Below are 13,727 nucleotides of genomic sequence, written 5' to 3'. Positions count from 1 at the left end.
GGTGACGAAGTGGGGCTGGGGGTCGACTGCGGGGCGCTGGCCGGGGCTCTAGGCCCGGGCCGCCGTGCCGCCCCCGCCCGGAACACCGGCGGCGGAGGGCATGACGTCGTCGATGAGGCCGTACGCCTTGGCCTCCTCGGGGGTGAACCAGCGGTCACGGTCGGCGTCCTTGGTCCACTGCTCCAGCGTCTGGCCGGTGTGCTGGGCGGAGAGCTCACCCAGACGCTTCTTCGTGCGCAGCAGCTGCTCGGCGTGGATCTTGATGTCCGAGGCCGAGCCGGCCAGGCCCGCGGAGGGCTGGTGGATGAGGATCTCGGCGTTCGGCAGCGCGAAGCGCTTGCCCGGGGTGCCGGCGCTCAGCAGGAACTGGCCCATCGAGGCGGACATGCCCATGGCGATGGTGACCACGTCGTTCTTGATGTACTGCATGGTGTCGTAGATCGCCATGCCGGCCGTGACCGAGCCGCCCGGGGAGTTGATGTAGAGGTAGATGTCCTTCTCGGAATCAGCGGCGAGGAGCAGCAGCTGCGCCGTGATCTTGTTGGCGATGTCGTCGTCGACCGGCTGACCGAGGAAGATGATCCTGTCGTTGAGCAGCCGGTTGTAGACCTGGTCGCCGAGGCCGCCGTAGGTCGGCTCAGCGGCGGCGGAGGGCTTCGGGATCGTCACGTGTCCACCTGCTCGTTGATCGGACGGCCAGGGCCGTCTCAGCGTCGTCTTCTGGGGCGTGGGGACCGCCGCCGCATCCCGCCCGGGCGCGGTTCCGGGGACTCCCCTGCTCCCGTATCTACGGACCCTAACGCGCAGGTAGGACAACGCCATCCCACATCGATAACTGTTCGCTGTGAGCGCAGGCTCACCGGTCGGATACGGCATCCGGGGCGGACCGCCGCCGAACCCGGATCCGGCACGGTACGACACACGGGCCCGATCGCGCGAAGGTGCGCGTTCGGGCCCGTGATCAGTCGTGCTGCGCGGGGCGCCGGACAGCCGGGCCCATCAGGCCTCGGTCTTCTCCTCGGCGGCCTTCTCGTCCGCGCCCTCGGCCTTGGCGGCCTCGGTCTCGTCCTCGTCGGACATGTCGACGACCTCGCCGCTGGTGTCCTTGACCGTGGCGGCCTCGACGACCACCGCGAGGGCCTTGCCGCGGGCGACCTCACCGACGAGCATCGGCACCTGGCCGCCCTCGACGACGGCCTGGGCGAACTGGTCGGGGGACATACCGGAGGACTGCGCGCGGCGCATGAGGTGCTCGGTGAGCTCCTCCTGGCTGACGTTCAGCTTCTCCTTGTTGACCAGCTCGTCGAGGATGAACTGGGTCTTGATGCCCTTCTCGGCCTGCTCCTTGGTCTCGGCGTCGAACTCCTCCTCGGTCTTGCCCTGGATCTCCAGGTACTTCGCGAGGTCGAGACCCATCTGGCCGAGCTGGTGGTGCTCCAGGTTGTGCTTGCGGGTCTGGATCTCGTCCGCGAGCAGCTTCTCCGGCATCGGCACCTCGACGAGCTTGAGCAGCTCGTCCAGGACCTTCTCCTGCGCCTGGGTGGCCTGGTCGTACTTCTTCATCTGCTCGAGGCGCTTGCGGCTGTCCGCCTTGAGCTCCTCGAGGGTGTCGAACTCACTGGCCAGCTGCGCGAAGTCGTCGTCCAGCTCGGGCAGTTCGCGGACCTTGACCTCGGTGACCTTGACGGTGACCTCGGCCTCCTTGCCCTGGGCGGAGCCGCCCTTGAGCTCGGAGGTGAAGGTGGCGCTGCCGTCCTTCTCCAGGCCCTTGACCGCGTCGTCGATGCCGTCGAGCAGCTCGCCGGAGCCGATGGTGTAGCTGACGTCCTGGGCGACGCCGTCCTCGAGGACCTCGCCCTCGACCTTGGCCTCCAGGTCGATCGTCACGACGTCGCCGTCCTGGGCGGCGCGCTCGACCGGGCTGGTGGAGGCGAAGCGCTCACGCAGCTGCTCGACGGACTTCTCGACGTCCTCGTCCGACACCTCGACGGCGTCGACCTCGACCTCGATACCGGAGTAGTCCGGGATCTCCAGGGCCGGGCGGATGTCCACCTCGGCGGTGAAGGCCAGCAGCTCGTTGTCCTTGAGCTCGGTGATGTCGACCTCGGGCTGGCCGAGGACGTTCAGCTCACCCTCGTTGACCGCTTCGGTGTAGAACTTCGGGAGCGCGTCGTTGACGGCCTCCTCCAGCACCGCACCGCGGCCGAACCGCTGGTCGATGACCCGGGCCGGGATCTTGCCCTTGCGGAAGCCGGGCACCGTGACCTGCTGGTTGATCTTCTTGTACGCCGCGTCGAGGCTGGGCTTGAGCTCCTCGAAGGGCACCTCGACAGTGAGCCGAACCCGAGTCGGGTTCAGGGTCTCCACGGCGCTCTTCACGGTTCGGTCTCCTTGGGGCTGACTTCTGGGGTTCTGCTTGTCGCTGCTGTCGTGGTGTTGAGATCCACCAGCACCCGGCTGTACCGGGCCCGGCCGATCGCGTCCGGTACGCAGACACACAGACACACGGACACGCAGCTTGCATAGTAACCGCACGGAGGATGGCACCGACAACGTGACCTTGAACGCCCCGGCGGCCGCGACGGGCGCCCCGGCGGCCCTTCCGGGCCATGCGCCTTTTCGGGCGGTGCGTCTTTCGGGCGGTACGGGCCCGGGCGGGAGGAAGCCCGGCTGCTGCCGGGCTGAACCTGCTGGTCGGGGTGGCGGGATTTGAACCCACGGCCTTCCGCTCCCAAAGCGGACGCGCTACCAAGCTGCGCCACACCCCGTCGGTGCGACACGTAGGGTACATGGCCGCAGGCGGTACGGCTGCCGGATATCGGAACGCCCGGTGTGGGCGGAGCACGCAACGGCGTACAAGACGGGGCATAGGGGAGCCGTGCGGGATGGGGTGTGCGGGACACCGTGATGACCCGCTAGGATGCACTGCGTGCCGAGGTCCCCGACCTGCGGCGTCTGCGGGCGTAGCTCAATGGTAGAGCCCTAGTCTTCCAAACTAGCTACGCGGGTTCGATTCCCGTCGCCCGCTCCGGAAAGACTCAGGGCCGGATCGTGGAACTCCACGGTCCGGCCCTGAGTCTTTGAGCCTTTTCCGCACGTGGAGTCTTTTCCGCGCGCGCCATTTCCGCTCGCCGCGGCTATCACTGAAAAGGTTCACCGGATATCGCGCCGCCGAAAGTCCACTCCGGCTTTTCCCTTGCGAAAGGGGAGTTGACGCATTCGCCCGGCGCGGCCCGCCCGGGCCCGTCAGGCGGCACCGGGAAGGCGGTTGACGCCCGGGAGGCGAGGCACCTAGAACGAGATGTGATTGATGGTGTTCGCCACCGAGTTGAAGAATCTGTTGATGGCCGGCGCCATGCCCGTGGAGGCCAGGAAGAAGCCGAACAGTATGGCGACGATCGCGGGGCCCGCCTTGATCGACTTACCCCTGATCAACACGACCAGGATGATCCCCAACAGCAGTACAACTGACAGCGACAGAGCCACAACTGATCACACCCTCGGTCGGAACGCCTCACCGGCCCCGGGAGCATGCCGCGCACACCCCCCGGCACCATCGTGCCACCAACTTCATGCCCACCGCAGGCCGGTGACGAATCATCGGCCAACGCTTCGCCCGTTTCCGGCCGCGGCGGCCACGGCGCCCCGGCGGGGCACCAATAGGTGCATTCTGCCCGCGTCATCTGCGGGAGGCATAACCCCTTTTGAGTGCATGAAGTGCGCTAAAGCGGACGGTGGGGGTGAGGAAATAGGGAATGCCCGGAGGCGGTTTTACGCACTCACCGGGCGCCACTATCGTGCCTCAGATGTTTCCCGCTCCCCCCACGCCACAAAGTGATCTCCCCCCTCCCCGGGAGGCGCCTGGTACGGGCCCGGCGGAGCCCACGCCGCGGGCGTACGGTGATGCGCACGCGGCCGCCTCGGCGCCGACGGCCGGTTCCGGCGACCGTCACGCTTTCTTCGACAACGCGAAGTACCTGGCCATCGTGCTGGTGGCGATGGGACACGCATGGGAGCCGCTGACCGACGGCAGCCGGACCGCCAAGGCGCTCTATATGACCGTCTACGCCTTCCACATGCCGGCGTTCATCATCATCTCCGGCTACTTCTCGCGCAGCTTCGACCTGCGCAGGGACCGGCTGCAGCGGCTGATCACCGGGATCGCGGTCCCCTATGTCCTGTTCGAGACGGCCTACGCCGTCTTCAAGCGCTGGGCGGACGACGATCCCGGGCACCCCATCAGCCTGCTCGATCCGTGGTACCTGACGTGGTTCCTGGTGGCGCTCTTCGTGTGGCGGCTGACCGCCCCGCTGTGGAAGATCGTCCGCCGGCCGGTTCCGCTCGCCGTGGCCATCGCCGTGCTCGCGTCCGTCAGCCCGGAGATCGGCGACGATCTCGACCTCCAGCGCGTCCTGCAGTTCCTCCCGTTCTTCGTACTGGGGCTCTCGCTGCGGCCGGAACACTTCGCGCTGGTGCGGCGGCGGTGGGTGCGGATCGCCGCGTTGCCGGTCTTCGCGGCCGCGCTGGTGACGGCCTACTGGGCGGCGCCGCGGATGGCCTCGGCGTGGTTCTACCACCGCGACAGCGCGCAGGAACTGGGCACCACCTGGTGGATCGGCGCGGTGATGACCGTGGCCCTCCTCGGCTGCTCCCTCGTGCTCGCGGCCTGCTTCTTCGCCTGGGTGCCGACGCGGCGGACGTGGTTCACGGTGCTGGGCGCCGGGACGCTGTACGGCTACCTCCTGCACGGCTTCCTGGCGAAGGGCTCCCGCTTCTGGGGCTGGTTCGACGACTACGCCTGGCCGCATACGCCCGTCGGTGAGGTCACGGTCACGCTCGTCGCCGCGCTGATCGTGACGGGCCTGTGCACCCCGCCCGTCCGCCGTGCCCTGCGCTTCGCCATGGAGCCGACGATGGCCTGGGCCTTCCGCGAGGACCCGGCCGACGCGGCCCGCGCCCGCGCCCGGACCGCCGCCTGAGGGGTCCTCCCGGGCGTCGCGCTCAGGCGTCGCGGCAGATGAGGAGGAGGGCCCGGTCGTCGTTGACGTCCTTGGCGACGGCCTCGATCAGATGCCAGGCGGCGCCGGCGAAGCCGCCGGCGACATAGCGGTCGGCCTCGCCGGTGAGCCGGTCGATGCCCTCGGCGATATCGCGGTCGGCGGCCTCGACCAGGCCGTCGGTGAAGAGCATCAGGACGTCGCCGGGGCGCAGGGTGCCCTTGACGGGGTCGAACTGGGCGCCGTCGTAGACACCGAGGAGCGGGCCCTCGCCCGGCTTCTCCTCCCAGCGGCCGCTGCCCGCGCTGAGCTGGAGGGCCGGCAGATGGCCCGCGGAGAACAGTTCGTAGTCGCCGGATTCCAGGTCGAGGACGAGGTGGATGGAGGTGGCGAAACCCTCGTCCCAGTCCTGGCGCAGGAGGTAGCCGTTGGCGGCGGGGAGGAAGCCGTGCGGCGGGAGGGAGCCGAGCAGGCCGCCGAAGGCGCCGGACAGCAGCAGGGCCCGTGAGGCGGCGTCCATGCCCTTGCCGGAGACATCGGTGAGCACGACTTCGAGGATGTCGCCCCCGTGGGTGCGGGAGGCGACGACGAAGTCACCGGAGAAGGACTGCCCGCCGGCCGGGCGCAGCGCCATCTCGTGGTGCCAGCCCTTGGGCAGCCTGGGGAGCTTGCTCTGGACGCGGATGCGTTCCCGCAGGTCGAAGAGCATGGTGCCGCCGCGCCGCCAGGGCACCCCGACGCGGCTGCGGAACTGTGCGATGAGCAGGCCGAAGAACCCGACGGCGGCGACGACCAGGACGGTGCCCGGGGTGATCCGTTCGGGCCCGTCCTCGTACGGGCCGAAGAGCGCGGATTCGACGACCAGGGCGGTGGCCGAGGCGCCGTAGAGGACGAGGAGGTTGGCCGGGCGCAGCAGCAGACCGCCGGCGATCACGGGGAGGACGAGGGCGGCGGGGGCGAACCATTCGGGGCGCCAGAGGGTGCCCGCGGCGATCACGGCGATCGCGATCAGCAGGGCGGCCAGCGCGAGCCGGTCGGAGCCCTCGCCGCGGAAGTAGTCGACCCCGGCCTTGCGCACGCCGACGCGGGCCCGGTGCAGACCTTTGTGCACCCGGGCCGTCAGGGTTTCCGTTCCCGGGCCGTTTGCCATCGCTCTGGGACCTTATCCACCCGTTCGGCGGTGCGTCGATTCGCCGCACGACGCAGCGGCCAATTGCCGGGAATCCTCGTTCGGCACGAGGGAGCGCGGGCGGCGGGGACGGCGTACGCGAGTGGCGGTAGCGGCGTACGCGAGTGGTGATAACGGCGTACGCGAGTGGTGGTATCTGCGTACGGATACGCCGGGACCGGGCCCGGGGCCGGGCCCGGGGTCAGCGTCCGCCGGTGGCCGGCTGGCAGCCGGGGCACCAGAAGAGGTTGCGGGCGGCCAGGCCGGCGGTGCGGATCTCGCTGCCGCAGATATGGCAGTCCTGCTGGGCGCGGCGGTAGACGTAGACCTCGCCGCCGTGGTCGTCGACCCGGGGCGGGCGGCCCATGGCCTCGGGCAGGTGCTCGGGCCGTACGGTGTCGATGCGGTTGTGGCGGACGCCCTCGGCCATCAGGAACACCAGGTCGGCCCAGACGGCGTCCCAGGCGGCGCGGGTGAGGTCGCGGCCGGGGAGGTAGGGGTCGATGCCGTGCCGGAAGAGGACCTCGGCGCGGTAGACGTTGCCGACCCCGGCGATGATCTTCTGGTCGAGCAGCAGGGCCGCGATCGTGGTACGGCTGCGGGAGATCCGCTGCCAGGCGCGGGTGCCGTCGTCCTGGGGGCGCAGCGGGTCGGGGCCGAGCCGGTCGTGTATGGCCTGCTTCTCGGCGTCGGTGATCAGTGCGCAGGTGGTGGGGCCGCGGAGGTCGGCGTGTGCGGTGGGGCCGGTGATCCGCAGCCGCACGGTGTCGGTGGGGGGCGGGGCCGGGGCGCCGCCGAAACCGAGCTTACCGAAAAGACCGAGGTGGATGTGGACCCACCGGTCGGGGCCGAAGCCGAGGAAGAGGTGTTTGCCGTGGGCCTCGGTGTGGGCCAGCACCTGGTGGTCGAGGAGGGCGGCCCCGTCGGAGAACTTGCCCTGCGGGCTGCTGACGCGCACCGTCCGCCCCTGGAAGTGCTGGGCGTAGTCCGCGGCGAGGCGGTGGATGGTGTGGCCCTCGGGCATCGGTGTTCTCCAGTGGGTACGCCCTCACCCAAGCTCTTCGAGGAGCAGGGGCCCCCTCCCCGGCGACCGGGGAGGCGGGCGGCGACTGCGGCGGGGGGGCGGGCGGTCAGCCCTGCGGGTGGTGCGCCGGGATGGCCGGGAGTTCGCCGGTGGTCTCGTACACGGAGAGCATCTCGATACGGCGGGTGTGCCGCTCCTCGCCGGAGTACGGGGTGGCGAGGAAGACCTCGATGAACTTCGTGGCCTCCTCCTGGGTGTGCATCCGGCCGCCGACGGAGATGACGTTGGCGTTGTTGTGCTCGCGGCCGAGCCGGGCGGTCTCCTCGCTCCAGGCCAGCGCGGCCCGTACGCCCTTGACCTTGTTGGCGGCGATCTGCTCGCCGTTGCCGGAGCCGCCGATCACGATGCCCAGGCTCTCCGGGTCGGCCGCGGTCCGCTCCGCGGCGCGGAGGCAGAACGGCGGGTAGTCGTCCTGGGCGTCATAGATGTGGGGGCCGCAGTCGACGGGCTCGTGGCCATGGGCCTTGAGCCACTCGACGAGGTGGTTCTTGAGGTCGAAGCCGGCATGGTCGGAGCCGAGATACACGCGCATGGCATGAGTGTGACATGGCACTCGCCGGACCGGCGCCGCCGGGTCGGCCCCCGTCCTGCCCCCGTCCTGCCCACGTTCTGCCCACGTTCTGTGCACGGATCCGCACGCCCCGCCTTCCATACGTATGCCAGGAGGGCACCCGCCCAGTGATTCGCACAACGATCCGGATTCGGACCCTTCCGATCCGCATGTTGACGCAGTTCTAATGCGGGAGTTCCATCCGCGAACCACAAAGGACGGTGCACATGGGTGCGCACCATCCCCCGAGCTCCCACGGAGCGAGGGGTACCCTCACCACCCCGGCGGCCCCCGTGACCGGCGATCCCGGCCACGGACCAGCGGGAGGGCAGTCGCCGGACGGGCTGCAGGCGGGTCTGAAGAACCGCCATCTGTCGATGATCGCGATCGGCGGTGTCATCGGCGCCGGACTGTTCGTGGGCTCCGGGGCCGGTATCGCGGCAGCCGGGCCGGGCATTCTGCTCTCGTACATGCTGACCGGGCTGCTGGTCGTCCTGGTGATGCGGATGCTGGGCGAGATGGCCGCGGCCTCCCCCGCCTCGGGCTCGTTCTCCGCGTACGCGGACCGGGCGCTGGGCCGCTGGGCGGGCTTCACCATCGGCTGGCTGTACTGGTTCTTCTGGTCGGTGGTGCTGGCGGTCGAGGCGACCGCGGCCGGCGCGATCCTGACCGGCTGGGTCCCGGCCGTCCCGCAGTGGGCCTGGGCGCTGCTGGTGATGGTGGTGCTGACCGGCACCAATCTGGTCTCGGTCGGCTCGTTCGGTGAGTTCGAGTTCTGGTTCGCCGGGGTCAAGGTCGTCGCGATCGTGGTGTTCCTCGTGATCGGCGCGCTGGCGATCTTCGGGCTGCCGCCCGGTGACCACGCGGTGGGGCTGAGCAATCTGACCGGGGAGGGCGGCTTCCTGCCGAACGGGCCGGGCGCGATCCTCTCCGGAATGCTGCTGGTGGTCTTCTCCTTCATGGGCAGCGAGATCGTGACCCTGGCGGCGGGCGAGTCGCCGAACCCGGTGCAGGCCGTCCGCAAGGCCGTGAACAGCGTCATCTGGCGGATCGCGCTGTTCTACATCGGCTCGATCGCGGTGATCGTGACGCTGCTGCCGTGGCACGACGAGGAGGTGCTCAAGAGCCCGTACGTGGCGGTGCTGAAGTCGCTGGACATCCCGTACGCGGGCACGGTGATGGACATCGTGGTGCTGACCGCGGTGCTGTCCTGTCTGAACTCCGGGCTCTACACGGCCTCCCGGATGGCGTTCTCGCTCGGTGAGCGCGGCGACGCGCCGAAGTCGTTCGCCACCGTCAACAAGGGCGGGGTGCCGGCGGTCGCGATCTGGGCGTCGGTCGCCTTCGGCTTCATCGCGACGATCTTCAGCTACACCTCGAAGGACACCGTCTTCCAGTTCCTGCTGAACTCCTCGGGCGCGGTGGCGCTCTTCGTGTGGCTGGTCATCTGCTTCTCGCAGCTGCGGATGCGCCGCACGCTGGAGCGGGAGACGCCGGAGCGGCTGACGGTGCGGATGTGGCTGTACCCGTGGCTGACGTACGCGACCATCGGGCTGATCGTCTTCGTCGTGGGCTATATGTTCTACGACCCGAACGGGCGCAAGCAGATGGTGCTGTCGGTGGTCGCGGCCGTGGTGGTGCTGGCGGTCGGGCTGCTGCTGGAGCGGCGCCGCATACGCCGGCAGTGACGGACGGACAACAACATGGAAGGGCCCGCACCGTCGTGGTGCGGGCCCTTCCGTTCTGTCGTTCGTGCCGTCAGCTCTTGCGGCCGGCGAGCTTCCAGGCCGTCGGCAGGGCGCCCATGGCCAGGGCCGCCTTGAGGGCGTCGCCGATCAGGAACGGGACGAGGCCGACGGCGGCGGCCTGGCCGAGGGACATCCCCGTGCTCAGCGCGAGGTAGGGGACGCCGACGCCGTAGATGACGGCGGTGCCGGCGGCCATGGTGGCGGCGGTGCGCAGCACTCCGCGGTCGCCGCCGCGGCGGGCCAGCGCGCCGACCAGGCCGGCGGCGAGCAGCATGCCGAAGACGTAGCCGAGGGTGGCGCCGATGCCGGAGCTGCCGCCGGCGAACCACGGCACACCGGCGATGCCCGCCAGGGCGTACAGCGCGAGGGCGAGCAGCCCGCGGCTCGCGCCGAGCGAGGTGCCGACCAGGAGCGCGGCGAAGGTCTGACCGGTCACCGGGACCGGGGAGCCGGGCAGCGGGACGGCGATCTGGGCCGCGAGGCCGGTGAGCGCGGCACCGCCGACGACCAGCGCGGCGTCGCGGACGCGGGCGCGGGAGGCGGTGGTGGCGGCCGGCAGCAGGTCGGCGAGGACAGCGCCAGGGCTGGTGAGAGCGGCAGTGCTCATCGGGACTCCGCGGGTGTGAGTGGTGCGGGACGGTCGGGACGCGTTGACGTTAGTCCAGCGGGCCCACGGCGATCACGGTGTGGCGGTGACAAAGCCGTAACAGCCCGTTTGGAGAGTTCCGATGGAGGGGGCCGCACCGCCGCCCCGTGCCGGGACCGGCGCGGACCACCGGCGTCTGCGCAGGTCACGTGATGCTCATCACGGAGGCGGCCGCTCCATGGTGCCGGTTTTGTGGTAGCGCGCGGAGTGCGGCGACACTGGGTGAGCCCTGCGGTGACCTGTGGAGTTCCCCCAAACCCCTGGCGCCGCTCCCGCCCTTCTCCCTGAGAGTGACAAGCGCGATGCACGACATACCGACCGCCGTCGGGCCGACCCCGCTCGGCGAGGGCGCCGGTGAGAAGGAGCCGCTGTCCGCGGGGCTCAAGCAGCGCCATCTGACGATGCTGGGCCTGGGCGGCGTGATCGGCGCGGGCCTGTTCGTGGGGTCCGGCGCGGGGATCTCGGTGGCCGGGCCGGGGATCGTGCTGTCGTATCTGATCGCCGGCGCGCTGGCGATGCTGATCATGCGGATGCTCGGTGAGATGTCCGCGGCGATGCCGGCCTCCGGGGCGTTCTCGGTGCACGCGGAGCGGGCGCTGGGGCGCTGGGCCGGTTTCAGCGTCGGCTGGCTGTACTGGTTCCTGCTGGTCGTGGTGCTCGCCGTGGAGGCGACCGGTGCGGCGCGGATCGCGGCCGGCTGGGTGCCGGCGGTGCCGCAGTGGGGCTGGGTACTGATCTTCATGGTCGTGTTCACGGTGGCCAACCTGGCGGCGGTGAAGAACTTCGGGGAGTTCGAGTTCTGGTTCGCGGCGCTGAAGGTCGCCGCGATCGTGCTGTTCCTCGCGCTGAGCCTGCTGGCGATCTTCGGGGTGCTTCCGGACACCGAACCGGTCGGGCTGACGAACCTCACCGGGCGGGGCGGGCTGCTGCCGCACGGCTGGGCCGGGGTGGTCTCCGGTGTGCTGGCGGTGGTGTTCGCCTTCGGCGGGCTGGAGGTGGTCACCATCGCCGCGGCCGAGTCGGACGATCCGGCGCGGGCGGTGGGCCGGGCGGTGCGCAGCGCGGTGTGGCGGATCCTGTTCTTCTACGTCGGCTCGATGCTGGTCATCGTGACGCTTCTGCCGTGGTCGTCGATGCGGCCGGGGCAGAGCCCGTACGTGGCGGTGCTGGACAGCATCGGGGTGCCGGGCGCCGGCCAGATCATGAACATCGTGGTGTTCGTGGCGCTGCTCTCGGCGCTGAACGCCAATCTCTACGGCTCGTCGCGGATGGTCTTCTCGCTGGCGGAACGGGGGGAGGCGCCGCGCGCGCTGCTGACGGTGTCGGGCGGCGGGGTGCCCCGCCGGGCGGTGCTGGCCTCGGTGGCCTTCGGGTTCGTCTCGGTGCTGCTGAACCTGAAGTGGCCGGACTCGGTGTTCCTCTACATGCTCAACGCGGTCGGCGCGGTGCTGCTGTTCGTCTGGGGTCTGATCGCGGTCTCCCAGCTGCGGCTGCGTCCGCGGATCGAACGGGAGGCGTCCGGGAAGCTCGCCCTGCGGATGTGGGCGTTCCCGTATCTGACGTGGGTGGCGCTGCTGGCGATGGCCGCGGTGATCGTGCTGATGCTGCTCGATGACGCGGCCCGGCCCCAGCTGCTGTGGTCGGCCGGGGCGACCGGCGCGGTGCTGGCCGTCGCGGGCGTACGGGAGCTGCGGCACCGCCGCGGGGGTCTTCGTACGCGGCGCTGACCCGGTGTCGCAAAATCGACGACGGTTCAGGCACGTACGGTAACGATCGCGTCTGAATATCGAACATCCGCTGCACGCCTGTTGCCCTGACCGAACATCGACGCTCAAACTGAGCCAGCTTTGCCGAAGCCCCGGAGATCCACCGTCGGCAGCCCCCTGTGCAACCCGCTGCCGCGGCAGAGGTCCGGGGCCTGGCAGCGGGGTCGCACCGGTCGGGGCCCCGGGAGAACGCAGTACCACCTTGCTCCGCTCTCACCTACTGGGACAGGTACGACATGAATCGGACATCCTCGTCCGCCACACCCGCGCGCGAGCAGGCCGGCGCCGCTCCGGGCGCCGGCCCCGATAGTGGCTCCGCACTGTCCAACGGCCTCAAGCAGCGGCACCTCTCGATGATCGCCCTGGGCGGCGTGATCGGCGCGGGCCTGTTCGTCGGCTCGCGCGAGGGCATCGCGGCGGCCGGCCCCTCGATCGTGGTGGCCTACGCGGTCTCCGGCGCCCTGGTCATGCTGATCATGCGGATGCTCGGTGAGATGTCCGCGGCCAATCCGGCCTCCGGCTCGTTCTCGGTGCACGCCGAGCGCTCGATAGGCTCCTGGGCCGGTTTCACCGCGGGCTGGATGTACACCGCGCTGCTGTGTGTGGCGGTGGCCGCCGAGGCGCTGGGCGCCGCGGGCATCATGGCCCAGTGGTTCCCGGGCACCGAGACCTGGATGTGGGTCCTGCTGTTCATGGTGGTCTTCACCGGTACGAACCTGGCGTCGGTCAGCAACTTCGGTGAGTTCGAGTTCTGGTTCGCCACCCTCAAGGTCGCCGCGATCGCCCTCTTCCTGGTCCTGGGCATCCTCGCGATCCTCGGTCTGCTCCCCGGCACCGCCGCACCGGGCACCGCGCACCTCACCGGTGACGGCGGCTTCCTGCCCAAGGGCGTCGACGGCCTGATGGTCGGCCTGCTGGCGTCGGTGTTCGCGTACGGCGGGCTGGAGACGGTGACCATCGCGGCCGCCGAGTCCAAGGACCCGGTCCGCGGCGTGGCCCGCGCGGTGCGTACCGCGATGTGGCGGATCGCCCTCTTCTACGTCGGCTCGCTGGCGATCATCGTGACCGTCATCCCGTGGAACGACGCCTCGATCGCCAAGAGCGGCCCGTACGTGGCGGTGCTGGACTACCTGCACATCCCGGCGGCCGGCCAGATCATGAACGTCGTCATCCTGGTGGCCCTGCTGTCCGCGATGAACGCCAACATCTACGGCTCGTCCCGGATGGCGTTCTCGCTGACGTCCCGGGGCCAGGGTCCCCGGCTCCTCGCCAAGGTGAGCGGCGGGGTACCGCGCCGTGCGGTGCTCCTGTGCTCCTCGTTCGGCTTCCTCGCGGTGCTGTTCAACATCTGGTGGCCGACGACGGTCTTCCAGTGGCTGCTCAACATGGTCGGCGCGGCCACCCTGGTGGTGTGGGGCTTCATCTCCGTGGCCCAGCTGCGGATGCGGCGGCGGCTGGAGCGCGAGGCGCCGGAGCGGCTGGTGGTCAGGATGTGGGCGTTCCCGGTGCTGACCTGGGTGGCGCTGGCGGGCATCGTCGCCGTCCTGCTGCTGATGCTGCGGGACGAGAGCCAGCGCATCCAGCTGCTGTTCACCGGCGGCTTCGGGGTGGTGCTGGCGGTGATCGGGCTGCTGCGGCAGCGGGCGCTGCGCGGGGGCGCGGAGGCGGACGCGGAAGCGGAGGCGGCTTCGCGGTAGCACCACGCCGGCACGGAACACCCCCGAGGCGGGGCGGGACCTCCTTCCGAGGTCCCGCCCCGCCTCGGTCT

12 protein-coding genes and 2 tRNA genes are annotated in these 13,727 nt (G+C 70.2%); 5 read left to right on the top strand and 9 right to left on the bottom strand.

All coding sequences use genetic code 11. The annotated features are described in order from the left end of the window. Positions 1 to 48 precede the first annotated feature (48 nt). From AZE13_RS17005 to AZE13_RS16995, 4 genes are all read right to left on the bottom strand, one after another. A complete protein-coding gene (locus AZE13_RS17005; protein WP_066931888.1) occupies positions 49 to 669 on the bottom strand; it encodes an ATP-dependent Clp protease proteolytic subunit in 621 nt (206 codons plus the stop codon). Between the two features lie 330 nt (positions 670 to 999). Next, on the bottom strand, positions 1,000 to 2,379 hold the full coding sequence (gene tig / locus AZE13_RS17000) for a trigger factor (protein WP_066931886.1): 1,380 nt from the start codon (positions 2,377 to 2,379) through the stop codon (positions 1,000 to 1,002). Further along, the gene (locus AZE13_RS36925; protein ID WP_181690360.1) at positions 2,376 to 2,513 is read right to left on the bottom strand and encodes a hypothetical protein; all 138 of its coding nucleotides are present in this window, start codon (positions 2,511 to 2,513) and stop codon (positions 2,376 to 2,378) included. Before AZE13_RS36925 ends, tig begins: the two co-directional genes overlap by 4 nt. 178 nt (positions 2,514 to 2,691) lie before the next feature. Further along, positions 2,692 to 2,768, bottom strand: a tRNA-Pro gene (locus AZE13_RS16995). Positions 2,769 to 2,957: 189 nt separating this feature from the next. Between AZE13_RS16995 and AZE13_RS16990 the strand changes: the two genes are divergently transcribed. Next, positions 2,958 to 3,028, top strand: a tRNA-Gly gene (locus AZE13_RS16990). 263 nt (positions 3,029 to 3,291) lie between these two features. Here the strand turns inward: AZE13_RS16990 and AZE13_RS16985 are convergent. After that, positions 3,292 to 3,486: a hypothetical protein gene (locus tag AZE13_RS16985; protein ID WP_066931884.1), complete on the bottom strand. Its 195-nt coding sequence runs from the start codon at positions 3,484 to 3,486 to the stop codon at positions 3,292 to 3,294. Between the two features lie 320 nt (positions 3,487 to 3,806). On the opposite strand from AZE13_RS16985, the gene AZE13_RS16980 reads away from it, so the two are divergent. Next, complete coding sequence (locus AZE13_RS16980; protein WP_066931882.1) at positions 3,807 to 4,979, top strand: acyltransferase family protein; 1,173 nt, start codon at positions 3,807 to 3,809, stop codon at positions 4,977 to 4,979. 22 nt (positions 4,980 to 5,001) lie between these two features. On the opposite strand, the gene AZE13_RS16975 is transcribed toward AZE13_RS16980, so the two are convergent. From AZE13_RS16975 to AZE13_RS16965, 3 genes are all read right to left on the bottom strand, one after another. Beyond that, on the bottom strand, positions 5,002 to 6,147 hold the full coding sequence (locus AZE13_RS16975; protein WP_066931880.1) for a PP2C family protein-serine/threonine phosphatase: 1,146 nt from the start codon (positions 6,145 to 6,147) through the stop codon (positions 5,002 to 5,004). A 220-nt stretch (positions 6,148 to 6,367) separates the two neighbouring features. Further along, complete coding sequence (locus tag AZE13_RS16970) at positions 6,368 to 7,189, bottom strand: Fpg/Nei family DNA glycosylase (RefSeq protein ID WP_066931878.1); 822 nt, start codon at positions 7,187 to 7,189, stop codon at positions 6,368 to 6,370. Positions 7,190 to 7,295: 106 nt separating this feature from the next. Beyond that, positions 7,296 to 7,781: a ribose-5-phosphate isomerase gene (locus tag AZE13_RS16965; RefSeq protein ID WP_066931876.1), complete on the bottom strand. Its 486-nt coding sequence runs from the start codon at positions 7,779 to 7,781 to the stop codon at positions 7,296 to 7,298. Between the two features lie 245 nt (positions 7,782 to 8,026). On the opposite strand from AZE13_RS16965, the gene AZE13_RS16960 reads away from it, so the two are divergent. After that, a complete protein-coding gene (locus tag AZE13_RS16960; protein WP_107288366.1) occupies positions 8,027 to 9,487 on the top strand; it encodes an amino acid permease in 1,461 nt (486 codons plus the stop codon). A gap of 70 nt (positions 9,488 to 9,557) precedes the next feature. On the opposite strand, the gene AZE13_RS16955 is transcribed toward AZE13_RS16960, so the two are convergent. Next, the gene (locus AZE13_RS16955) at positions 9,558 to 10,154 is read right to left on the bottom strand and encodes a biotin transporter BioY (protein ID WP_066931874.1); all 597 of its coding nucleotides are present in this window, start codon (positions 10,152 to 10,154) and stop codon (positions 9,558 to 9,560) included. 341 nt (positions 10,155 to 10,495) lie between these two features. On the opposite strand from AZE13_RS16955, the gene AZE13_RS16950 reads away from it, so the two are divergent. Continuing rightward, complete coding sequence (locus AZE13_RS16950; RefSeq protein ID WP_066931872.1) at positions 10,496 to 11,920, top strand: amino acid permease; 1,425 nt, start codon at positions 10,496 to 10,498, stop codon at positions 11,918 to 11,920. A 275-nt stretch (positions 11,921 to 12,195) separates the two neighbouring features. Then, complete coding sequence (locus tag AZE13_RS16945; RefSeq protein WP_066931870.1) at positions 12,196 to 13,656, top strand: amino acid permease; 1,461 nt, start codon at positions 12,196 to 12,198, stop codon at positions 13,654 to 13,656. The last annotated feature ends 71 nt before the right edge of the window (positions 13,657 to 13,727 follow it).

Origin of the sequence: Streptomyces sp. NBRC 110611, from assembly GCF_001590865.1 — a bacterium.
GTDB lineage: Bacteria > Actinomycetota > Actinomycetes > Streptomycetales > Streptomycetaceae > Streptomyces.
The sequence above is the reverse complement of the archived record's forward strand: the minus strand, read 5'-3'. Positions and strand labels throughout refer to the sequence as shown.